The following is a 23,322-nucleotide window of genomic DNA, read 5'->3' on the forward strand; positions in this document are numbered from 1 at the left end:
CACATGATATGACGAATATATATATCGAAGCGTTTTCCATCTTTTTCAAAATCGGTGCATTCACCATCGGCGGCGGTTATGCCATGGTGCCATTGATTGAGGATGAAATCGTAACAAAGCGCCAATGGATAGCCAAAGAAGATTTTATAGACCTGCTCGCCATTTCCCAGTCGGCGCCGGGTATTCTCGCGGTCAACATATCCATATTCATAGGCTATCGCTTACGGGGAATACGGGGAAGCATCATCACGGCTTTGGGAACGATACTGCCCTCTTTTCTCATAATCCTTGCCATAGCCCTGTTTTTCCATAACTTCAAAGACAACGTTTACGTAGAGCGCATCTTCAAGGGCATCCGTCCGGCGGTTGTCGCGCTGATAGCCGCTCCGACTTTCAGTATGGCCAAATCCGCCAAAGTCAACCGCTACACGATATGGATTCCGGTTGTCTCGGCACTGCTTATCTGGCTATTGGGCTTCTCCCCTATCTGGATTATCATTGCCGCCGGCGTAGGAGGATACGTGTTCGGAAAGCTACGCTATCCGAAAGTGAAAAGTTGAAAGCCAAAGAGAACAGTATCCCCCCCTAATCACTAACCACTAACCACTAATCACTAACCACTAACCCTTAATCACTGCATTATGCTTTTCCTTCAACTATTCTATACATTCTTTAAAATCGGGCTTTTCGGTTTTGGCGGCGGATACGCCATGCTTTCCATGATACAGGGCGAGGTGGTCACCCGCTACGGTTGGCTGACGCCGCAGGAGTTTACGGACATCGTGGCTATCAGTCAAATGACGCCCGGTCCCATCGGTATCAACTCGGCAACCTATGTAGGCTATACTACGATAGCCGAGCAATATGGCACAAGCATGGGCGTACTGGGTTCTTGCATAGCCACTTTCGCCGTAGTGCTGCCCTCGTTTATCCTGATGCTCACTATCAGCAAGTTCTTTCTGAAATATCAGAAGCATCCTTCGGTAGAGGCCGTATTCAGCGGACTTCGCCCGGCGGTGGTCGGACTGCTGGCATCGGCCGCGCTGGTTTTGATGAACGCGGAGAACTTCAGCTCTCCCGATGAAGACATGTACTCTTTCATAATCAGTATCATCATCTTCCTTGTAGCCTTCATCGGCACAAGAAAGTATAAGGCCAATCCCATACTGATGATTATAGCGTGCGGAATAGCAGGGCTGATACTTTATTAGTACAGGACAAAAGACGGCTATCGGTCAAGGCGGACGAATATCCCCGGAAGAAAATAAAATATGCCCGGAAGAAACGAATGTATCTTCCGGGCATATTCCATCTACGTCTGCCGTATCTTTTATAGCTTCACTTTCTTGCCTACCGACTTGGACTCGTTATGCAAACGGTCGAGCGCCGTAACCACATAACGGTATTTCGTCTTACCGTTCTCGTAAGGCAACTTATAGAAAGTATTGCGCGTAACGGCCACGATGCGCGAGGGATCGTCGATATCCACCTTCTCCTTCGAGCCGAAACGATAGACAACATACTGTACCGGACGGTTCATTTCATCCTTGAACTTCGGCGCAGTCCAGAAAAGGATGTAGCCGTCGGCCGTCCACACCGGTTTTACCTTACGCACCTTGTCGGGCGCTTCATTATCCATAAAGTCAAACACAGGCGGCAAAGCCGGATATTTATGATATTCGGCAACCAGTGCATCCCGATACTTGCCGGCATTCTCCACTACCGCGCTGGCAGGCCACTGGCAGCTACCGCCGATAGTTTGATACGCACGCTGCAAAGCCATCTTGCGGGGAAGCTGATTGATAGAGGAATTCTTCGGGTCGGCATTCTGTACCGTATTCATTACGGACTGGCCGATGAACAGGGGACGGTTCTCCGTATGCTTCGCCCACCATTTCACCAATGTCTCATAATCGGCCGCCGGATGTCCTATCTGCCAGTATATCTGCGGTATGTTATAATCTATCCAGCCCTTGCGCGCCCACAGAAGCACATCGGCATACAAATCATCGTAGTTCTGCAATCCGTTCGTATCGCTGCCCAACGGGTCGCTGCTCTGGTTGCGATAGATACCGAAAGGACTTACTCCGAACTTCACCCAGGGCTTCAGTCCGCGAACCGTTTCATGTATCTTCTGAATCAGAATATCCACGTTGCTGCGGCGCCAGTCGGCCTTATTGCCGAAGCCGCCACCATAGCGCGCAAAGCTTGCGTCATCCGGAAAGTCCTTTCCTTTGATGGGATAAGGATAGAAATAATCGTCCATGTGAATGGCATCCACATCATAGCGCGACACGATGTCGGTTATCACCTTACAGATATGGTTGCGGCTTTCGGGCAATGCCGGGTCGAAGTACAACTGATCGCCGTACGTCACAAACCACTCCGGATGCGAATTATAAACATGAATGGGAGAAAGCTCGTTCTTCAACGAAGTCTTTACCCGATAGGGATTAATCCAGGCATGAAACTCCATACCCCGTTTATGGCATTCTTCAATCATAAACTGCATAGGGTCCCAGTAAGGTTCCGGCGCTTTGCCCTGTACTCCGGTCAGGAAGCGGCTCCACGGTTCGTACTGCGAAGCATACAACGCATCGGCTTCGGGACGCACCTGAAAGATAATGGCGTTGATGCCCGCGCCCTGCAAGGAGTTCAACTGGTTTATCAAAGTCTGCTTCAGCTTGTCGGTGGGCACACCGCGAAACTGTCCGTTCACCGCCTGAATCCACGCGGCACGGAATTCACGTTTGGGATAGACGGTAGACGTTTGCTGCGCCTGCATGGTCAAAGTCAGCACATACAACAATACTGGCAAGAGGAGATTTCTAAGTTTCATTTTGTTCTTTTTAAATATTGCATGGCAAAGATAATGATTATCTTTGTACCCCAATTCATTTTCAACAGTCTATGACAAAAAATACATCTATCACCATAAAGGGCGCCCGCGTCAACAACCTGAAGAACATCGACGTAGAGATACCCCGCAACAAACTGGTCGTCATCACCGGACTGTCCGGCTCCGGTAAATCCTCACTTGCGTTCGACACGCTCTATGCCGAGGGGCAGCGCCGCTACGTGGAGAGCCTCAGCAGCTATGCCCGCCAGTTTCTGGGACGTATGAGCAAGCCCGAATGTGATTTCATCAAAGGCATCCCCCCCGCTATCGCCATCGAGCAGAAAGTAAGCAGCCGCAACCCCCGCTCCACCGTAGGAACCTCTACCGAGATTTACGAATACCTGCGCCTGCTCTATGCCCGTGTGGGACGGACATTCAGCCCGGTCAGCGGACAAGAGGTAAAGAAACATTCCACCGAGGACATCGTAAACTGCATGCTGGAGCAGCCCGAGGGAACACGCTACACCGTGCTCACCCCGATATTACTTCGTGAAGGACGTACTTTGCAGCAGCAACTGGAAATAGACATGAAGCAAGGCTTCAACCGTCTGGAAGTAAACGGAGAGATGGTACGCATCGACGAGTACCGTCCCAAAGACGGCGATACCGTATTCCTCTTGGTAGACCGCATGACGGTTTCCGGCGACAAAGATGCCATCAGCCGCCTTACCGACTCTGCCGAAACCGCCATGTACGAGGGTGACGGAGCCTGCCTGCTGCGTTTCTACCAACCGGACGGCACGACCAGCCTCTACCGTTTCAGCACCAAATTCGAGGCGGACGGCATCACGTTTGAAGAGCCCAACGACCAAATGTTCTCGTTCAACTCCCCCATCGGGGCATGTCCGGAATGCGAAGGCTTCGGACGTGTCATTGGCATCGACGAGCATCTTGTTGTCCCCAACCGCTCCCTCTCCGTATACGACGGCGCCGTAGTGTGCTGGCGCGGAGAGAAAATGGGCGAATGGAAAGACATGGTGGTACGCGGCGCGGAGAAAGCCGGCTTCCCCATTTTCACGCCCTATTACGAACTGACGGACGGGCAACGCCGCATGCTGTGGGAAGGAACCCGCTACTTCGAGGGCATCAACGCCTTCTTCAAGATGTTGCAGGAGAACCAGTACAAGATACAGTACCGTGTAATGCTGGCGCGTTATCGCGGTAAAACCCTTTGCCCCAAATGCCACGGCACCAGGCTGAAGCCCGAAGCCGGTTATGTAAGGGTGGGCGGACGCAGCATCTCCGAGCTGGTAGACCTGCCCATCACCGAACTGAAAGTCTTTTTCGACAACCTGAAGCTGGATAAGCACGATACCGACGTAGCCCGCCGCATCCTTATAGAAATCAACAACCGCATCCGCTTCCTGCTGGACGTAGGCCTGGGATACCTCACACTGAACCGCCTCAGCAACTCGCTGTCCGGCGGCGAAAGCCAGCGTATCAATCTGGCGACTTCTCTGGGAAGCAGCCTGGTGGGCAGTCTCTACATCCTGGACGAACCGAGTATCGGACTTCACAGCCGCGATACGGACAAGCTGATACATGTCTTGCGCCAACTGCAACAACTGGGCAATACGGTGGTCGTAGTGGAACATGATGAAGAAATCATCCGCGCCGCCGATTACATCATCGACATCGGCCCCAAGGCCGGACGCCTGGGTGGCGAAGTTGTCTACTGCGGAGACATGAAAGACTTGCAAAAAGACAGCAACAGCTACACCGTGCGTTATCTGCTGGGTGAAGAAACCATTCCCGTGCCCGAAAGCCGCCGCCCGTGGAACCAGTATATCGAAATCACAGGAGCCCGCGAGAACAATCTGAAAGGCGTGGACGTGCGCTTCCCGCTTAACGTAATGACGGTAGTCACCGGCGTATCGGGTTCGGGCAAGAGTACGTTGGTGCGCGACATCTTCTTCCGCGCCCTCAAACGCGAGCTGGACGAATGCAGCGACCGTCCGGGCGAGTTCGCCTCTATCGGCGGAGACTTGAAGGAGCTGCGTAATGTGGAGTTTGTAGACCAGAACCCTATCGGAAAATCCTCGCGTTCCAACCCCGTGACCTACATCAAGGCTTACGATGAAATCCGCAAATTATGGGCGGAACAACCTCTTGCCAAGCAGATGGGATACACCGCCGGTCATTTCAGCTTCAACAGTGAGGGCGGCCGTTGCGAGGAGTGCAAGGGCGAAGGAACCATCACCGTAGAGATGCAGTTCATGGCCGACCTTGTGCTGGAGTGCGAATCCTGCCACGGCAAACGCTTCAAGTCGGATACGCTGGAAGTGAAGTTCCATGATGTCAACATCTACGATGTACTGGAAATGACCGTCAACCAAGCCATCGAATTCTTCACCGGGCACGGACAGAAGAAAATCGTGAAGCGCCTGCAACCGCTGCAAGATGTCGGACTGGGGTACATCAAACTCGGCCAGTCGTCCTCTACCCTCTCCGGCGGTGAGAACCAGCGTGTAAAACTGGCATACTACCTCAGCATGGAGAAAGCCGACCCGACGCTCTTCATCTTCGACGAGCCTACCACCGGTCTGCACTTCCACGACATCCGCAAATTACTGGAAGCCTTTGACGCGCTGATACGCCGCGGCCATTCCATCGTCATCATCGAGCACAATATGGACGTAGTGAAGTGCGCCGACCATGTTATCGACCTCGGTCCCGAAGGCGGAGACAAAGGCGGCTACATCGTGGCAACGGGCACGCCGGAAGAAGTAGCGGCCTGTGCGGCAAGCTACACCGGGCAGTTCCTGAAAGAAAAGCTGCAATAAATCAACCGCATAATCCAGTCGGAATCGTCTCGTGAGATAAACAAATCCATCTCACGGGACGTTTTTTTTCATCCCATGAGACAAAAAAAATCGTCCCCTAAGACAAAACCAATCATCTTAGGAGACGAAATCAACTATCGTGTAAAAGGCCTTTCCGTCCTCTTAGAAGTAGAAACCGAATCCCACTTTCAGTCCGAATTCCGAACGGTCTTTATTTATATCCCAATAAACGGCAGGTTCAATGGTTACCGTACGCGACAGGAAGAACGCGTAACCGCCTTCCAAGCCGAAGCCGAAACGGGTTTTGTCACCGCCGTCCCAGTTATAACGGTTCAAGTTGACGTCAGCTCCGAGGAAAACGCCTACTTTGTCGATATAATAACGTCCGCCCACACCCAGGGTATAGACATCCGTCCCGCCGCCTTGCCACTTGGCGCCGGCATCTATCAACAGGGCTACATTATCCATCAAAAACGCACCGCCTTTGGCTTCAAGGCCGAAATGCGCTTTGTCCGTTTCCGTATTATAAGAAAGGTTGAGTCCGGTAATGGACGGATTTACGAACCATTTTCCTTTTTCAAACTGCGCGTGGGCAGCCACAGTGCCAATAAGCAGGCATACGAGTAATGCAAGTCTTCTCATCTTGTTTTTATTTTTGAGTGAATAATTATTTTCGTTCCGTTCTATCTTCTTCACGGCGCTTCCGTTGCAGCTCTTCTTTCTTACGGAGCACCAGCCACAGTACAAGCACGATGACATACGAAGCGATTACGGTGACATACTTCTCCGTATCGCTGATTTCCGTATTGCGCGGCAGGAAATACGCCGCGGTGGCAGAAACATAAATAAGCAAGGCTACGGTCAGCCCGGTAGATTTCTTGAATTTCTTCATCAGTCAAAGAGTTTTAGTCTGTTTGTTTTTCCATACGGCGAACCACACCAACGCGATCACGACACCGGCTATCCCTATACCGTAGGCCACCGGATGCGACAGGCCGAAACCCTCGGGCGCTATGCAGATATAGGTCGTACAAACGCAGGTCATGAAGAAGGCAGGTATCAGCGTCAGGAAATATTGCTTCTTCGCGCGCACCAGATATACCGTGACAGCCCATAAGGTAAAGACGGACAAGGTCTGGTTGGCCCATGCAAAGTAACGCCATATCATATCGAAACCGTCTTTATCGCGCAGGCTGTACAGCAGCAATCCGATAGCCGCCAAAAACATCGGTACGCAGATATATAAACGACGGCGCATCGATTTTTGTTCCATACCCAGGAAATCAGCGACGATAAGTCGCGCCGAACGGAAAGCGGTATCTCCGCTGGTGATGGGAGCGGCAATCACCCCCAACACAGCCAGTACACCGCCGACGGTTCCCAACCAGTTCTTCGTAATGGCATCCACGATAACGGCGGCATTCGTCTCCTCCATTCCGTTTTCATGGAAGAAATAAGTAGCGGCCGCAGCCCAGATAAGAGCTACGATACCCTCGGTAATCATGGCTCCGTAGAATACGGGACGGCCATGGCGCTCACTCGTCATGCAACGTGCCATCAACGGGCTTTGCGTAGCATGAAAACCGCTGATTGCGCCGCATGCGATGCTGACGAACATAATGGGAAATATAGGCAGCGCGGAAGCATCGGGATTGGTGTTCCGCAACCCGTCCCACACTTCCGGCAATGCCGGATGATTCACGTAGAGCATTACCAAGATGCCCACCGCCATAAACAACAGCGCGATGGCGAATAGCGGATATATCTTGCCGATTATCTTATCCACCGGCAGCAGCGTGGCAAGCACATAATAGATAAAGACCACTACAATCCAGAAAGTAGTATCCAGCGTTTCCGGCGTCAGGCTGGCGAGCAGTCCGGCAGGACCCGCCACAAAAACCGCTCCTACGAGTATCATCAGGATAACGGTAAATCCGCGCATCACCTGCTTGGTGGTCACGCCCAGATAGCGGCCTATAATCTCCGGCAGGCTCTCGCCGTCGTGACGCAACGAAAGCATTCCCGCAAAATAGTCGTGCACGGCCCCGGCAAAGATACTTCCGAACACTATCCACAGGTAGGATGCCGAACCGAACTTGGCTCCCATGATTGCGCCGAAAATCGGACCCAAGCCTGCAATGTTCAAAAATTGTATCATAAAGATTTTCCACGTAGGCAGCGGGATATAGTCCACCCCGTCGGCTTTCGTAAGAGCGGGCGTCTTACGGTCGTCCGGTCCGAATACGTGTTCTATAAAGCGTCCGTAGATGAAATAGCCTGCAATCAGCGCCAGCAGGCAAAGCGTAAATGTAATCATGGCGTGCTAATGTTTAACGTATATGCTGAATGTTAATGTATTTTATGTATGCAAATGTAACAGTTTCCAACTAAACTACGCAAATTTATCAAGCGATTTACTTATCTTCGCCGTGAAATATAACAGAAATAAAGAAGTAAATGTGAATTTACTCAAAACCAAGATAGCATTATGAAGAGATTAAACCTTATACTATTATATATCTTTTGTCTTCTCCCCCTTGCCGCCCAGCGCCCGCCCAAGCATGAGGTACGCGCCGCATGGGTCACCGCCGTTTACGGACTGGACTGGCCCCGTACCCGCGCCACCACTCCCGAAGGTATCCGCAAGCAGCAGGCCGAGCTCATAGAGATATTGGACAAACTGAAAGCCGCCAACTTCAACACCGTACTGTTTCAAACCCGTACCCGTGGCGACGTACTCTATAAATCCGCAATCGAGCCCTACAACTCCATTCTGACAGGGAAAGTAGGCGGCAACCCCGGTTACGACCCGCTTGCCTTCGCCGTAGCCGAGTGCCATAAACGCGGTATGGAATGCCATGCCTGGATGGTAACCATTCCTTTGGGCAACCGCAAGCATGTCGCCGCTCTCGGCAAGGAGTCGGTCACCAAACGCAAACCGGCTATCTGCGTACCTTACAAACGCGAATACTTTCTCAATCCCGGACACCCTCAGACCAAAGAATACCTGATGAGCCTCGTCCGTGAAGTCGTGGAACGTTACGATGTGGACGGGGTACATTTCGATTACCTGCGCTACCCCGAGCATGCCTTGCGCTTCTCCGACAGCTATACCTATAAGAAATACGGAAACGGACGCGACCTCGCGCAATGGCGGCGGGACAATATCACCGAAATAGTCCGTTATCTCTATAAGGGCGTCAAGGCGCTGAAGCCCTGGGTGAAAGTCAGCACCTGCCCCGTGGGCAAGTACCGCGATACCTCCCGTTATCCGTCGCGCGGCTGGAACGCTTTCCACACCGTCTACCAAGATGTGCAAGGCTGGCTGGGCGAAGGCATACAAGACCAGGTCTATCCCATGATGTATTTCCGCGGCAACGGCTTCTATCCTTTCGCCCTCGACTGGCAGGAACAAAGCAACGGCCGGCAGATTATTCCCGGCCTGGGCATCTACTTCCTCGACCCAAGTGAAGGCAACTGGACGGTGGACGAAGTGGAACGGCAACTAAACTTCACCCGTGCGCACGGTCTGGCAGGCGAAGGCCACTACCGCGTGAAGTACCTGATGGACAATACGCAGGGACTGTACGACATACTTGAAGAAAACTACTACACCGCCCCCGCCCTGCAACCCGCCATGCCGTGGATAGACAATGTGCCGCCAACCGCCCCCACGCGACTCAATGTCGAGAAACCGGCCGAAGGATATTGGAGAATCACCTGGCAACCCGCCACAGACAACGACAAGCGGAATGCGCCGACGTATGTAATCTACGGTTCCGACACCTATCCCGTAGATACCTCCGACCCTGAGAACATAGTGGCGCAACGCATACAGGGAACGGAATACATATATGCTCCCATCCGTCCCTGGACTGCCCGGAAATACTTTGCGGTTACCGCCGTAGACCGTTGCGGCAACGAAAGCCCCGCCTGCCGATAGAAAAGCAAAGGCAATACGTTTATAATCCCGGATTTGTTATTGACTGCGGAAATCAGAGCCGGACATACGCTCTATAACAGTTTTTACCCGTAACCGGAACCAACGGCAGATACCCGGAAAGAAGTCTGCCGTTCTCCACAATCAACGGATAATTCCGCATATCCTGTTCGTGCCGTGCACGCAACGCTCCGTTATCGGGAACGTATTCAACCGTGAAACGTCCCTTGCTGCCGGGAACCGCAAACCTATCGTAAAACAAGCGGGCGACGACACCCATATTCATACGCATATTTATCTCCACGCAAGGGTGTACAAGGTATTTGTTCTCCTTGTCTTGCCGGCAAATCATCATGTCTACGCCCAGATAGCCGGTATAGGTATACCCATAGACCGAAGCCAATTCCGTACGGAGAGCTTCACGAATGCGCTCCAGCTTCTCAAGAGGCAAATAGCGTGCAATAATCTCTTCTATCTGCCCGTCCGATGCAAGCAGATTGCCGGTATATGCGCCGTGCTCGTTGGTGGAAAACATGGAACAGCCCGCAAAGCGTACCCCGCCACACCCGTCGGAATAAAATTCAAGGGCGAAATCTTCCACCTTATTATATATAGGTTCCGCCGTAAGGCAACCTTGCTCTCTCAAAATACGTTCACACCAATTGGAAACGGGCTTCGTAAATCCGTGCAGGCACCAGTTCAGACCCTTTCCGCTACCGGACCAGGGTACTTTAAGCAAACAGGCGTGCATTGCATTGACTATGCGTTCGCAATCCTCGATATTGTTCACAAGAGTATGTTCGCCACAGGTGTATCCGGGATAACGCCCCGTCATGCGCCGCGTCATCTCCACGGCCTGAATACGGGAAGAAAGCGACCGGTAGTCCGCAAGAAGCCGAGGGGAAGGCAGTTTGTCTTCATTGACGCCCCTCTTCAAGAGATATTTGCGAATGGAAGGATTCCATCCCCACGGCACAATCGAGGCTTCGGCATAGTCGGGCAATTCAGGCTCGGTGGCCAGTTGCACCCGCAACCCGAAAAGTTCCCGCATCCTCCGCAAAAAATCCGCATTGTAGGCGGAAGGCGCCAGTACCGCACTGTCCGGAGCGGCATACCATATCGGCAGCAAAGCCATGTCCTGCGCCATACGGCGGGCCGAAGCCGGGGCTATGTAGTTCGCCTCGTTATTGGCAAGCGCAAGGTCTGAATCCGGATTGAAAAGATATAGTTTCATTGATTATAGTTCATAATTATTCGGAACTGCAAACTTACAGAGAAAAAGAACAGCATACAAATATATAAAACTTAACTATGGACAAGATATTTTGCTATCTCTACTTTGCAATTCTATAAAAAAGGTGTATATTTGTCGCCCGATAAACCGAATTTAAAGCATGGAAGCATTTTACCGAACACACGCTTATCTGGTAGAGCATACGAATGCCCCCGTTCGCCGCGACCTCATGGACGAGATTGACTGGAACGACCGTCTTATCGGTATCAAAGGCACTCGTGGGGTAGGTAAAACCACATTCCTGCTGCAATACGCCAAAGAGAAATTCGGTACCGACCGTTCCTGCCTCTTCATCAACATGAATAACTTCTACTTTTCCGGTCACAGCATCGTGGACTTCGCTTACGAATTTCAACGCCGCGGCGGAAAAGTACTGTTGATAGACCAAGTATTCAAGCATCCGGACTGGAGCAAGGAACTGCGCCTGTGCTACGACCGCTTTCCCAATCTGAAGATTGTCTTTACCGGTTCGTCCGTGATGCGCCTGAAAGAGGAGAACCTGGAACTGCGGGACATCGTAAAAAGTTATAACCTGCGCGGCTTCTCTTTCCGCGAGTACCTGAACCTGCAAACAGGCATGAAGTTCCGCTGCTACTCGCTGGAAGAAATACTGAGCAACCACGAGCAGATAGCCAAAGGCATTCTTTCCAAAGTGCGCCCGCTGGACTATTTCCAAGATTATATGCACCACGGCTTCTATCCTTTCTTCCTCGAAAAGCGTAATTTCTCGGAGAATCTGTTGAAGACGATGAACATGATGGTGGAAGTAGATATTCTTCTTATTAAACAAATAGAGCTGAAATATCTCTCCAAGATAAAAAAATTACTATATTTGTTGGCCGTGGACGGACCGAAAGCGCCCAACGTAAGCCAACTGGCCAACGACATACAGACATCCAGAGCCACGGTGATGAATTACATCAAGTATCTGGCAGATGCACGACTTATCAACATGGTGTACCCGAAAGGAGAGGAATTTCCCAAAAAGCCGTCGAAGATAATGATGCACAACTCCAATCTGATGTACTCCATCTATCCCGTAAAGGTGGAAGAACAGGATGTGCTGGAAACGTTCTTTGTAAACACAATGTGGAAAGACCACAAAGTGAACAAAGGCGACAAGAACATTTCGTTCATGGTGGACGAAGTGATGCCTTTCAAGATTTGTCAGGAAGGCGTGAGGATTAAAAACAATCCGGGAGTGACGTACGCATTGCACAAGGCGGAGATAGGCCGAGGCAATCAAATACCGCTCTGGTTGTTCGGTTTCCTGTATTAGGATTTACAGACAAAGAGATTTTTTTACTTAATAAATTCAATTTAGTTATGACTAAACAGAAGAAATTCATTACTTGTGATGGTAATCAGGCTGCAGCGCATATCTCGTATATGTTCTCAGAAGTAGCCGCCATCTATCCTATCACTCCCTCTTCTACGATGGCTGAATACGTAGACGAATGGGCTGCCGCAGGTCGCAAAAATATCTTCGGCGAAACAGTATTGGTACAGGAAATGCAATCCGAAGGTGGTGCTGCCGGTGCCGTTCACGGTTCTTTGCAGGCAGGTGCGCTGACTACCACGTACACCGCTTCACAAGGTTTGTTGCTGATGATACCGAATATGTACAAGATTGCCGGTGAATTCCTGCCTTGCGTATTCCACGTATCCGCACGTACTTTGGCAAGCCACGCACTGTGTATCTTCGGTGACCACCAGGACGTAATGTCTGCACGTCAGACAGGTTTCGCCATGTTGGCCGAAGGTTCTGTACAGGAAGTTATGGACTTGGCAGGTGTTGCCCACCTGGCTACCATCAAGTCTCGCGTTCCGTTCATGAACTTCTTCGACGGTTTCCGTACTTCTCACGAAATCCAGAAGATCGAAATGTTGGAAAACGACGACCTCGCTCCGCTTATCGATCAGGAAGCCTTGGCTGAATTCCGTGCACGCGCACTGAACCCGATGAACCCGGTTGCCCGCGGTATGGCCGAAAACCCCGACCACTTCTTCCAACACCGTGAATCCTGCAACAACTACTACGAGGCTGTTCCCGCTATCGTTGAGGAATACATGAACGAGATTTCCAAAATCACAGGCCGCAAGTACGGTTTGTTCGATTACTACGGCGCAGAAGATGCCGAACGCGTAATCATCGCTATGGGTTCTGTAACGGAAGCTGCCCGCGAAGCTATCGACTACCTCGTTGCCAATGGCGAAAAGGTTGGTTTGGTTGCCGTTCACTTGTATCGTCCGTTCTCTGCCAAGCACTTCCTTGCCGCCGTTCCCAAAACTGCCAAGAAGATTGCCGTACTCGACCGTACGAAAGAACCGGGCGCTAACGGCGAACCGTTGTATCTCGATGTAAAAGACTGCTTCTACGGTGCGGAAAACGCTCCGGTTATCGTAGGCGGCCGTTACGGTTTGGGTTCTAAGGACACTACTCCTGCACAAATCATCGCGGTTTACAAGAACCTGGCCATGCCGATGCCGAAGAACCACTTCACTATCGGTATTGTGGACGACGTTACTTTCACTTCTCTTCCTCAGGAAGAAGAAATCGCATTGGGCGGCGAAGGTATGTTCGAAGCTAAGTTCTACGGTTTGGGTGCTGACGGTACAGTAGGCGCCAACAAGAACTCCGTAAAGATTATCGGTGACAACACCGACAAGCACTGCCAGGCTTACTTCTCTTACGACTCCAAGAAATCAGGCGGTTTCACTTGTTCTCACCTGCGTTTCGGCGATACTCCGATCCGCTCCACATATTTGGTAAATACTCCGAACTTTGTGGCTTGCCACGTTCAGGCTTACCTGCACATGTACGATGTAACCCGTGGTCTGCGCAAGAACGGCTCATTCTTGCTGAATACCATCTGGGAAGGTGAAGAGTTGGCTAAGAACCTGCCCAACAAGGTGAAGAAATACTTCGCGCAGAACAATATCTCTGTTTACTATATCAACGCAACTCAGATTGCACAGGAAATCGGTTTGGGCAACCGTACCAATACCATTCTCCAGTCCGCATTCTTCCGTATCACAGGTGTAATTCCCGTAGAACAGGCTGTTGAGCAGATGAAGAAATTCATCGTTAAGTCTTACGGCAAGAAGGGTGAAGACGTAGTGAACAAGAACTACGCTGCCGTTGACCGTGGTGGCGAATACAAGCAGCTCGCCGTTGACCCGGCTTGGGCTAACCTCGCTGACGACGCCAAAGCAGAAAACAACGACCCTGCATTCATCAACGAAGTGGTTCGTCCTATCAACGCACAGGACGGCGACTTGCTGAAAGTATCTGCGTTCAAGGGTATCGAAGACGGTACTTGGGAACAAGGTACGGCTAAGTACGAAAAACGCGGTGTGGCAGCTTTCGTTCCTGAATGGAATCCTGAAAACTGTATCCAGTGTAACAAGTGTGCTTACGTTTGTCCTCACGCTTCTATCCGTCCGTTCGTTCTCGACGCTGAAGAGCAGAAGGGCGCTGAATTCGCCCAGCTGAAAGCTGTCGGCAAGGTATTCGACGGTATGACATTCCGTATCCAGGTTGACGTTCTCGACTGTCTGGGCTGCGGTAACTGTGCCGATGTTTGTCCGGGCAACCCGAAGAAGGGTGGCAAGGCTCTTACCATGAAGCATCTTGAAAGCCAACTGGCAGAAGCTGCCAACTGGACTTACTGCGCAGAAAACGTGAAGAGCAAACAACACCTGGTTGACATCAAGGCTAACGTTAAGAACTCTCAGTTCGCAACTCCGTTGTTCGAGTTCTCCGGCGCTTGCTCCGGTTGTGGTGAAACTCCGTATGTGAAACTGATTTCTCAGTTGTTCGGTGACCGTGAAATGGTTGCTAACGCTACCGGATGTTCTTCCATCTACTCAGGTTCTGTTCCTTCCACTCCTTATACCAAGAACGAAAAGGGTCATGGTCCCGCTTGGGCTAACTCACTGTTCGAAGACTTCTGCGAATTCGGTCTGGGTATGGAGCTCGCTAACGAAAAGATGCGTGCACGTATCGTGAAGGCTATGGAAGAAGCTATCGCGGCAGAAGGTACTCCGGCTGAATACAAAGAAGTATTCCAGGCTTGGATTGAGAACATGTACGATGCGGACAAGACTAAGGAATTGGCTGAAAAGATCATTCCTATGGTAGAAGCTGCCAAAGACAAATGCGACAACTGCAAGACTATCGCAGGTCTGTCTCAATATCTGGTTAAACGCAGCCAGTGGATCATCGGTGGTGACGGTGCTTCTTACGATATCGGTTACGGCGGTCTCGACCATGTAATCGCAAGCGGTAAGGACGTTAACATCCTCGTTCTGGATACTGAGGTTTATTCCAATACCGGCGGTCAGTCTTCTAAAGCTACTCCGGTAGGCGCTATCGCTAAGTTTGCCGCTGCAGGTAAGCGCGTGCGCAAGAAAGACCTCGGTCTGATGGCTACCACTTACGGTTATGTATATGTTGCTCAAATCGCTATGGGCGCCGACCAGGCTCAGACTTTGAAGGCTATCCGCGAAGCAGAAGCATATCCCGGTCCGTCACTCATCATCGCTTACGCTCCGTGTATCAACCACGGTTTGAAGGCAGGTATGGGTAAGAGCCAGGCTGAAGAAGAAAAAGCCGTTAAGTGCGGTTACTGGCACTTGTGGCGTTATAACCCGGCTCTGGAAGCTGAAGGTAAGAATCCGTTCACGCTGGATAGCAAAGAACCGGATTGGACAGGCTTCCAAGACTTCTTGAAGGGTGAAGTTCGTTACGCATCCGTAATGAAACAATATCCGCAGGAAGCCGACGAGCTGTTCAAAGCTGCTGAAGAAAACGCTAAATGGCGTTACAACAGCTACAAGCGTCTTTCTAAAGAAAACTGGGGCGCTGAAGTTGCCGAATAATTTCAGATACTGAAATAATACACTAAAATAGAGACTGCTCCGTGAACCGGACGCAGTCTCTATTTGTTTACAAAAGAAAGAAAATAGTATGATCGGATTTATTATTTGGATAATCGGCGTCATCCTGACAATCAGGGCGGCAATGGAAATATGGCGATGGAGAGGCATCGCTACCGAAAAGAGGTTGGTAGCAATCATCCTCGTGATACTGACCAGCTGGATCGGCTTGGCCGTATATTACTTCTGGGGCAGGGATAATTTGCCGCAAATGCTGAAATGAAAGACAATACGATAACTGAAATTCGTTTTGCCGGCGGGCTATGTCATCCTTTGCGTTTTAGGAAATCGGTAGGGCTTTCACCGAACTGTTCCTTATAGCATTTCGTAAAATAAGACGGTGATGAGAAGCCTACTTCATAAGCAACCTCGGCGATAGTCATATCGGAAGCGGCAAGCAAAGAAGCGGCTTTCTTCAAGCGCATCTGGCGCAACAGTTCATTGGGAGAATAGTTGGTAAGCGACTTTAGTTTGCGGTAAAGCTGTACGCGGCTCATTCCCATATCACGTCCCAAATCTTCAACATTCAGTTCCGGGTCTTTCATCTTCTCGCCCACCAAAACCTTGAAACGGGTAACAAAATCTTTATCAAGCTCGCTGATAGATTCTTTCTCTATCGACCGGCTGTCACCGAAGAATTGTTTCAACTGTCTGTGGTTCGTAATAAGATTCCTGATGCGCGAGAGCAGCAGTTGCGAGTTGAAAGGCTTGGATATATAAGAATCCGCACCGCCTTCATAACCCTGTATACGCTGTTCGTCGAGCGAACAGGCAGTCAGCAGGATAACCGGGATATGACAAGTCTGCAATTCCCCTTTCAGACGACGGCAACATTCCAGACCGTCCATACCGGGCATCATGACATCAGATATAATCACATCGGGCACATATTTCATGGCAAGACGGATGCCTGCCGCGCCGTCCGCCGCATCCAGTACGCGATATTCCTTGGAAAGCAAAGCCTTGACATAATGGCGTATATCGGCATTATCATCAATGACAAGCACCGTCGGACAATCATCCTCCGTCATCCCCTCTTCTGTCGGAATATCCGCATCTACCAATGTGGACGCAATATCTTTCTCATCGGCAGGCAAGGTCGGTACGGCGGGATGATACTGCGACACATCCCGTTTCGGGAGAGTGACGGTGAAAGTAGTTCCTTTCTCATTGCTGTGCGCCATGATATTACCGCCATGCATTTCCACAAAAGCACGCACCAAGGCGAGACCGATACCCGTACCGGCCTGATGGCCGCCTACCTGATAGAAACGTTCAAAAATAGCCTCGACATCAGTGGTGGAAATATAGCTGCCCGAATTGAATACCGACAACCGGAAGTGACGGTCTTCCGCTTCGAGGCGTACCACAATCTTTCCATTCTCCTGTGTGTACTTCACCGCATTGGAAAGAAGATTGAAATAAATGCGTTCCATTTTCTCGGCATCCGCCAGCATCCGATAGTCTACACCGGGAGCAGGTTCAAAGCTGAAAGCGATATGCTTTTTAAGCAGAGCCACACGGAACGAATCATTCCACCCCTCAAAGCTGTTCAGTAAATCAAAGGGTTCGAGATGCAGTTCCATACGCCCGTTCTCGACTTTGCGGAAATCAAGAATCTGATTGACAAGGCGCAAAAGAATATGTACATTCTTCTTCATCAGCTCCAACAGTTGGTGCGATTGTTCACTGATAGAGCGGTCGGCAAGAAGTTGGTCTACGGGGTCTGCAATCAGGGTCAACGGCGTACGGAAATCGTGGGAAACGTTGGTGAAGAATACCAGTTTGGCATGCGTGGCGGCCTCCAGTTCACGAGAGAGCCGTTCCAACTGGTCTTTCTGCTGTTCCAGCTGGTCTCTTTGTTGTTCCAGTTGTTCCTTCCGAAGGGAAAGCTCACGGTTCAGCCTATTCTTTGTACGCAAGGAAAGATAAACGGCAACCAGTAACCCCACGACCAACAGAAGCACCAGCAGGCTGCCATACAAAACGACTTGCTGCGTGGCATAGCGTGTCAGATACTGATTGATTTTTCCATTCAAGGTTTCAATCTTCTCATCGAGTGAACTGATATGGGCAGTCTGCATCTTCATGATAAGCGCATTATCACGGTCTACCACCGAAGTATTCAGAATCGTTTTGCGGGGGAAGTCCCGTTTATTCAGAATATCCATCGCGATCTGCATGACACGGTCACCGCCTGTGGGATAGATAAATGTGGCATCCAATTCGCCCGAAAGTACCTGTTCCACCCCGTAGCCCTCACCGGGAATGGCATCCGTACCGACAAAACGCATCTCCTTTTCCCTTTTCCGGCGCATGGCGGCCGCATATGCTCCGGCAGCCATACGGTCGTTTTGGGCATAGACGACATCTATTTCCGGAAAACGGTCGAGCAAAGTATCCATTCTCTCTTCTGCCCGCGAACGCAACCAAGCACCGTCTTCTTTTGCCAGCAGCCGAATGTCCGGACAAGCGGATATGACACTCATAAATCCTTCATGCCGGTCTATGGCAGGAGTAGAACCCGCCAATCCCGCAATCTCCACTACCGTACCTTTTCCATGAAGCATATTGGACACATATTTACCTATCGCCTTGCCTATTTCGAAATTGTCGGCTCCGACATAAGCGGTATACTTTTCGGAAAGGATTCTGCGGTCTACCACAATAACAGGGATACCCCGGTCGTAGGCTTCTTCTACAACCGGGGTTATGGGTTCGGCTTCATTGGGAGCGACTATCAATAAGTCCACTCCCGCCTCTATAAAGTGTCTGATATCCTCTGCCTGCCTGGCATTATCATCTTTCACTGTACGTATCTCCACTTCTACGCCATCGTAGAAAAGAGCTTCACGCAACATTTCATTATTCATCTGGTGGCGCCACTCGTCATCGCTGCATTGCGATACTCCGATATGGAAACGTACCTCATGCCGGGAACAGGAAGTCACTATGCCGCCACATACCAACAGAACAAACTGTAACAGGTAAATATATCGTCTCATCTTCTTTCGCTGAGTTTAAGTGATTGCAGATGAGCAAAGATAACAAAAAAATCAGATTCTGTCTTTCAATACCTGCGGCAATTCCGGCATCGCCCCACTCTGCGTACATACATAAGCTGAAACTTCCACTGCCAGTTTATGAGCTTCCTGCACCGGTTTACCGCTAAGAACAGCCGATGTAAAAGCAGCGGTAAATGAGTCGCCTGCGCCTACCGTATCGGCAACGGGCACTCTCGGGGTCTCCTGGAACGATACAACTCCCGGAGTAAATACATAGCTGCCGTTTGTACCGCAAGTGAGGATAAGCATTTTCAGATTGTATTTAGCAAGAAGAATCCAGCACTTGTCCTGCAAGTCGATACCCGGATAACCGAATATACGGCTGATTGTCACCAACTCCTCATCATTGATTTTTAAGACATTGCAACGACGCATAGAGTCACATAGTATCTCTTTGGTATAAAAGCCCTGACGCAGGTTAATGTCGAATATCTTCAATTGTTCCTCACAGTCCGGCATGGTATCGAGAAAACGGTTTATCGTAATGCGGCTGACCTCATTGCGCTGCGCCAAAGAACCGAAGCATACGGCGCGCGTGTTCAGAGCCAGACGTTTCAGCTCATCCGTAAAAGGTATATTGTCCCAAGCCACACCCTCTTTTATTTCATAACAGGGCACGCCCATCGCATCGAGCGTCACTTGCACCGTGCCCGTAGGATAAGGCACACGTTCAATCTGCGTACGCAGACCTTTCTGCGCAAACACTTCCAGTATTTCATCACCGTCGGCATCAGCGCCTACCGCACTGACTACGCGGCTGTCAAAGCCGAATTGCGATACATGATAGGCAAAGTTTGCCGGAGCACCGCCGATTTTCTTTCCTTCGGGCAGGCAATCCCAAAGCGCCTCACCCATTCCTACTACAATCTGATTCATGATATTATTATTTTACAGTTTTACATATTGTCATCGTTATTGCAAAAGGTAAAGAAACAGGGTCGCATATCGAGCCCTATTCAGTCGTATACACAGATAGGCTCAGTCGTATACTCAGGGTATCTCTGTATACGACTGAGATACCCCCCTCTCACAATACCTTGCAGAGTCGCTCGCAAAAGTGTCAGCGTTTCATTCTCATCATATAGAAAAACAAGTACAGTACTCCCACCGTCATCACGGCCACCGCTCCGCTTTGACCGATAGCGTCACTTGCCACACCCATGGCAAGCGGGAATATCGTACCGCCAAACAACCCCATAATCATCAACCCGCTGACTTCGTTCTTCTTCTGCGGCATCGCCAGCAACGCTTGCGAGAAAATAACAGGGAAAATATTCGAGTTGCCGAAACCAATCAGAGCGATACACACATATATCATCGTCATCTCCTGGAAAACGAACAGCCCTATCATCGCCACCAGCATACACAACACACTGATTCCGAAGAAAGTTCGCGCAGATAACTTCTGCAAAATAAAGGCTCCGAGGAAACAACCTGCCGTACGGAAAATGAAATAAAGACTTGTTGCAAACCCCGCATCGGCAAGCGACATACCCAGACGTTCCATCAATATCTTGGGTGCAGTGGTATTCGTACCTACATCGATACCCACATGGCACATAATACCCAGAAAACAAAGCAATATAAACGGTTTCCCCAGCAAAGCAAGACATTCGCCGAAAGTAGAGGGACGTCCTTCTTCCTTTTCTTCACGAATAGACGTAGTGCCCAGCCATAGGATAGCGACAACCGCTATCACCATATAAACGGGAAACAGTACTCTCCAGCCCATACCCAACGAAGGTATAGCCTGCGTAGCCCCCCACATGGCGATATAAGGAGCAAGGAAAGAAGCGATCGCCTTTACAAACTGTCCGAAAGTCAGCGAACTGGCCAACCGCTCGCCGCTGACAACATTAGAAAGCAGCGGATTGAGCGATGTCTGCATCAACGCATTACCGATACCCAGTAACGAGAACGAAATCAGCATCAGCGCATACCCGTCTCCGAAAACCGGCAACAACAGGGATGCAAAAGTTACGACCAAACTGAGAAGTACCGTTTTCTTGCGTCCGATGCGGTTCATCAACATACCCGTAGGTACGGAGAAGATAAGGAACCAGAAGAACACAAGAGAAGGGAATATATTTGCCTGGGAATCAGTCAGGTTTAAATCTGCTTTTACATAGTTGGAAGCGATGCCTACAAGGTCTACAAACCCCATGGCGAAGAAGCAAAGCATCATAGGAAGCAGCTTTGCAAGTGAATTATTATTGTTATTCATAAGATATCGGAATTTAGTTGTTAACTTTTAAAGAATTTACAGTCAAGTCGTTGACTTTGCAACGCCCTTTATCTACGGCAACGGAAACGGTAGTGTAAGGATGCTGTGGGAATACAAGGTTTGTCATGGCAAAACGTCCGTCACCCTCGAAAGCTTCGACGCTGCAACGGTCTACAAACAGACGCAGACGCAGCTTGGCTTCTGCCGGACAGGGAGCTACGGTTATGGCAGGGAAATCCTTATTGAAATCCGTAAGTCCGCTTGCAGTACGGTCCATGCTGAATGTGGAGTTCTCCAAGTCGTAAGTCATCACAGTCCGTTCATCCTTATCATTGGACAGCGTAATGTATACTTTACCTGCCGAACGGGGAAGCAGCTCGAGATTAATCTCACAGATACCGCTGTTCTCGGCCGGAAGTTTTCGGGAAACCTTCTTTGTTCCGGCAGAAAAAGAGCCGTATTTCAACGCCTTGCCTGCACGCAATGCATTTACTTCCGGTGCAGGGGTTACGGCCAGGTAGAGCTCACCGTCACCGCCTTCGTACAATTCGATGTCGCGCGGCAATGTGTTGGCGCTGCGGAACTGTTTGGTAGGTACATTGTTGGCATATTGCCAGTTGCTCATCCAGGCAATCACGGTATGTCGCTTTTCGGGCGCATTGCTCCAGGATACGGCGGCATAATGGTCTTTACCGTAATCCATCCATTTGGTTATTTCGGGCTTAGTATCGCAAGTAAAGGTCTTCCCGTCAAAGTCACCGACAAAATACTGTGCCGCGCTTCCGCCGAAAGGTCCACCGGGATTGATATTGCAAATCAGTACCCATTTTGTACGGTCTGTTCCGCGAACGGGCAATTCCATGAGGTCCGGACACTCCCATACGCCATCCTGCGCGCCATATCCATGGCCGAAGCTGCTCTCCTTCGTCCAGTTCTTCAAATCGGGAGAGGAATATATCCACATTTCCTTTTCCAGAGCGGCCGCCAAAATAAGAATCCATTTACCGCTCTTCTCGTGCCAGAACATATTCGGGTCACGGCATTCCTTGTCGACGGCAATGATAGGATTGTTTTCATAGACATGGAAAGTCATTCCGTTGTCCAGACTATACGCAAGGCTTTGCATCTGGCTGGCTCCCGCCGAAGTATAAATGGCAATCACAGCTCCCTTTCCGAAACCTGCCGTATTATCCTTATCCACCACACTGCTACCGCTGAACACAGTGCCCAAGCCGTTGGGCTGTATGGCTACCGGATGATGCTGCCAGCTTATCAAGTCCTTGCTGGATGAATGTCCCCAGTTCATGTTGCCCCACATGGAGCCGTATGGGTTCCACTGGTAGTAGAGGTGGTATTCTCCGTCCTTGTAAAACATCCCGTTAGGATCGTTCATCCAGCCATAAAGGGGAGAATGGTGGTAAAGAGGACGAAATTCCTCACGGTTGGCATCATCAAACGTATCGGAGAGCTTCAGTTCTTTCCAACAGGCATCCGCCATGGCATCACGTACATTGGCACGGCTGTTGCCGGTATGAATATCGAAAGTTACCGTCTTGCCTTTATACTGCTCCAAATCAAACGGAACGAGGTAGTCGATACGGTTGACAGCCAGGCGAACCTGAAAACTCCGGTCTGTCTTATTGTTCACCAATACATTGACGGTAGCTTCGGGAGCAGCCTCTTCCACCGGTAGCAAAAGATACTTCTGCGGTTCCCGCACCTGCACCAAACTGTGGTTTGCACCCAGATAATGGATTTTCAGTCCGGCAGACTGCGCCGCACAAATGCCGATATTCATTATTATAATAAGAGAAGTTAAAATAACCTTTCCCCAAAAAGGAAGAAGTGTTCTATGAGAGTAATGCTTCATTTTCAAAATCAGGTATTAAATTTAATGTTTACTTTATGAACTCGCTCAATGCTCGGGAAAGCACATTGCAAAGAAAAGGAATAAAAGCGAAAAGGGCTAACACAAATGTTACAAATGCTGCTAAAAATGATACCAGGCTATCTCCTGGGCGCGGTCAGCCTCATATCATGAAACAAATTTCGCAGCATCCGTATCATTTTTTATAGCCTGTTTCAATACAAACCATTTACTTTGCAACATCAAAACATGATCGGGAAAGCTGTTTTGAGAATTCACAAGATAACTGTTAACAATAAATTTATAATG

General features: G+C 50.1%; 16 protein-coding genes. 7 read left to right on the forward strand and 9 right to left on the reverse strand.

What is annotated here, in order from left to right; genetic code table 11:
* Positions 1-8 precede the first annotated feature (8 nt).
* Positions 9-560 carry a chromate transporter gene (locus BUB52_RS02735; protein WP_009122439.1) on the forward strand — a complete coding sequence of 184 codons (552 nt, stop codon included), beginning with the start codon at positions 9-11 and terminating at the stop codon, positions 558-560.
* 81 nt (positions 561-641) lie between these two features.
* On the forward strand, positions 642-1,211 hold the full coding sequence (locus BUB52_RS02740; RefSeq protein WP_009122440.1) for a chromate transporter: 570 nt from the start codon (positions 642-644) through the stop codon (positions 1,209-1,211).
* A gap of 119 nt (positions 1,212-1,330) precedes the next feature.
* Here BUB52_RS02740 and BUB52_RS02745 read toward each other — a convergent pair whose 3' ends face one another.
* Positions 1,331-2,839 (reverse strand): glycoside hydrolase family 10-like protein, encoded by a 1,509-nt coding sequence (locus tag BUB52_RS02745; protein WP_009122441.1) that lies wholly within the window; start codon positions 2,837-2,839, stop codon positions 1,331-1,333.
* Positions 2,840-2,910: 71 nt separating this feature from the next.
* Here BUB52_RS02745 and uvrA point away from each other — a divergent pair, with 71 nt between their 5' ends.
* A complete protein-coding gene (gene uvrA / locus BUB52_RS02750; protein WP_039950922.1) occupies positions 2,911-5,682 on the forward strand; it encodes an excinuclease ABC subunit UvrA in 2,772 nt (923 codons plus the stop codon).
* Positions 5,683-5,844: 162 nt separating this feature from the next.
* Here the strand turns inward: uvrA and BUB52_RS02755 are convergent, their stop codons facing one another.
* Genes BUB52_RS02755 through BUB52_RS02765 form a run of 3 tightly spaced genes read right to left on the reverse strand, consistent with a single transcriptional unit; the run spans position 5,845 to position 7,999 of the window.
* Positions 5,845-6,324: a hypothetical protein gene (locus tag BUB52_RS02755; protein WP_009122445.1), complete on the reverse strand. Its 480-nt coding sequence runs from the start codon at positions 6,322-6,324 to the stop codon at positions 5,845-5,847.
* Positions 6,325-6,349: 25 nt separating this feature from the next.
* Positions 6,350-6,574, reverse strand: a complete 225-nt coding sequence (locus BUB52_RS02760) for a hypothetical protein (protein WP_009122446.1) — start codon at positions 6,572-6,574, stop codon at positions 6,350-6,352.
* Between the two features lie 3 nt (positions 6,575-6,577).
* A complete protein-coding gene (locus BUB52_RS02765) occupies positions 6,578-7,999 on the reverse strand; it encodes a carbon starvation CstA family protein (protein WP_009122447.1) in 1,422 nt (473 codons plus the stop codon).
* 171 nt (positions 8,000-8,170) lie between these two features.
* On the opposite strand from BUB52_RS02765, the gene BUB52_RS02770 reads away from it, so the two are divergent.
* On the forward strand, positions 8,171-9,625 hold the full coding sequence (locus tag BUB52_RS02770) for a glycoside hydrolase family 10-like protein (protein WP_039950923.1): 1,455 nt from the start codon (positions 8,171-8,173) through the stop codon (positions 9,623-9,625).
* A 52-nt stretch (positions 9,626-9,677) separates the two neighbouring features.
* On the opposite strand, the gene BUB52_RS02775 is transcribed toward BUB52_RS02770, so the two are convergent.
* Entirely contained in the window at positions 9,678-10,856 is a 1,179-nt protein-coding gene (locus tag BUB52_RS02775) for a hypothetical protein (RefSeq protein ID WP_009122451.1), read from the reverse strand.
* A gap of 160 nt (positions 10,857-11,016) precedes the next feature.
* Between BUB52_RS02775 and BUB52_RS02780 the strand changes: the two genes are divergently transcribed.
* The 3 genes from BUB52_RS02780 (at position 11,017) to BUB52_RS02790 (ending at position 16,080) form a co-directional block, all read left to right on the forward strand.
* Positions 11,017-12,195, forward strand: a complete 1,179-nt coding sequence (locus BUB52_RS02780; RefSeq protein WP_039950924.1) for an ATP-binding protein — start codon at positions 11,017-11,019, stop codon at positions 12,193-12,195.
* Between the two features lie 47 nt (positions 12,196-12,242).
* Entirely contained in the window at positions 12,243-15,800 is a 3,558-nt protein-coding gene (nifJ, locus tag BUB52_RS02785) for a pyruvate:ferredoxin (flavodoxin) oxidoreductase (RefSeq protein ID WP_009122454.1), read from the forward strand.
* Positions 15,801-15,888: 88 nt separating this feature from the next.
* Positions 15,889-16,080 carry a hypothetical protein gene (locus BUB52_RS02790; protein WP_009122455.1) on the forward strand — a complete coding sequence of 64 codons (192 nt, stop codon included), beginning with the start codon at positions 15,889-15,891 and terminating at the stop codon, positions 16,078-16,080.
* Positions 16,081-16,123: 43 nt separating this feature from the next.
* Here the strand turns inward: BUB52_RS02790 and BUB52_RS02795 are convergent, their stop codons facing one another.
* The 4 genes from BUB52_RS02795 to BUB52_RS02810 all read right to left on the reverse strand — a co-directional run bounded on the left by BUB52_RS02795 (position 16,124) and on the right by BUB52_RS02810 (position 23,016).
* Positions 16,124-18,862, reverse strand: a complete 2,739-nt coding sequence (locus tag BUB52_RS02795; RefSeq protein ID WP_073212594.1) for a substrate-binding domain-containing protein — start codon at positions 18,860-18,862, stop codon at positions 16,124-16,126.
* Between the two features lie 51 nt (positions 18,863-18,913).
* Positions 18,914-19,798 carry a carbohydrate kinase family protein gene (locus BUB52_RS02800; protein WP_009122457.1) on the reverse strand — a complete coding sequence of 295 codons (885 nt, stop codon included), beginning with the start codon at positions 19,796-19,798 and terminating at the stop codon, positions 18,914-18,916.
* Positions 19,799-19,982: 184 nt separating this feature from the next.
* Positions 19,983-21,146 (reverse strand): MFS transporter, encoded by a 1,164-nt coding sequence (locus BUB52_RS02805; protein WP_009122458.1) that lies wholly within the window; start codon positions 21,144-21,146, stop codon positions 19,983-19,985.
* A 13-nt stretch (positions 21,147-21,159) separates the two neighbouring features.
* Positions 21,160-23,016 carry a glycoside hydrolase family 32 protein gene (locus BUB52_RS02810; protein ID WP_009122459.1) on the reverse strand — a complete coding sequence of 619 codons (1,857 nt, stop codon included), beginning with the start codon at positions 23,014-23,016 and terminating at the stop codon, positions 21,160-21,162.
* Positions 23,017-23,322 lie beyond the last annotated feature (306 nt).

This window comes from Bacteroides clarus YIT 12056 (assembly GCF_900129655.1).
In the GTDB taxonomy this organism is placed as follows: Bacteria; Bacteroidota; Bacteroidia; order Bacteroidales; family Bacteroidaceae; genus Bacteroides; species Bacteroides clarus.

Bases quoted from the DNA above. Each gene is read 5' to 3' on its own strand.
- BUB52_RS02795 (WP_073212594.1), bottom strand. From the start codon at position 18,862: ATGAGACGATATATTTACCTGTTACAGTTTGTTCTGTTGGTATGTGGC.
- BUB52_RS02800 (WP_009122457.1), bottom strand. From the start codon at position 19,798: ATGAATCAGATTGTAGTAGGAATGGGTGAGGCGCTTTGGGATTGCCTG.
- BUB52_RS02765 (WP_009122447.1), bottom strand. From the start codon at position 7,999: ATGATTACATTTACGCTTTGCCTGCTGGCGCTGATTGCAGGCTATTTC.
- BUB52_RS02735 (WP_009122439.1), top strand. From the start codon at position 9: ATGACGAATATATATATCGAAGCGTTTTCCATCTTTTTCAAAATCGGT.
- BUB52_RS02805 (WP_009122458.1), bottom strand. From the start codon at position 21,146: ATGAATAACAATAATAATTCACTTGCAAAGCTGCTTCCTATGATGCTT.
- BUB52_RS02760 (WP_009122446.1), bottom strand. From the start codon at position 6,574: ATGAAGAAATTCAAGAAATCTACCGGGCTGACCGTAGCCTTGCTTATT.
- BUB52_RS02755 (WP_009122445.1), bottom strand. From the start codon at position 6,324: ATGAGAAGACTTGCATTACTCGTATGCCTGCTTATTGGCACTGTGGCT.
- BUB52_RS02790 (WP_009122455.1), top strand. From the start codon at position 15,889: ATGATCGGATTTATTATTTGGATAATCGGCGTCATCCTGACAATCAGG.
- BUB52_RS02745 (WP_009122441.1), bottom strand. From the start codon at position 2,839: ATGAAACTTAGAAATCTCCTCTTGCCAGTATTGTTGTATGTGCTGACT.
- BUB52_RS02810 (WP_009122459.1), bottom strand. From the start codon at position 23,016: ATGAAGCATTACTCTCATAGAACACTTCTTCCTTTTTGGGGAAAGGTT.
- BUB52_RS02740 (WP_009122440.1), top strand. From the start codon at position 642: ATGCTTTTCCTTCAACTATTCTATACATTCTTTAAAATCGGGCTTTTC.
- BUB52_RS02770 (WP_039950923.1), top strand. From the start codon at position 8,171: ATGAAGAGATTAAACCTTATACTATTATATATCTTTTGTCTTCTCCCC.
- nifJ (WP_009122454.1), top strand. From the start codon at position 12,243: ATGACTAAACAGAAGAAATTCATTACTTGTGATGGTAATCAGGCTGCA.
- uvrA (WP_039950922.1), top strand. From the start codon at position 2,911: ATGACAAAAAATACATCTATCACCATAAAGGGCGCCCGCGTCAACAAC.
- BUB52_RS02775 (WP_009122451.1), bottom strand. From the start codon at position 10,856: ATGAAACTATATCTTTTCAATCCGGATTCAGACCTTGCGCTTGCCAAT.
- BUB52_RS02780 (WP_039950924.1), top strand. From the start codon at position 11,017: ATGGAAGCATTTTACCGAACACACGCTTATCTGGTAGAGCATACGAAT.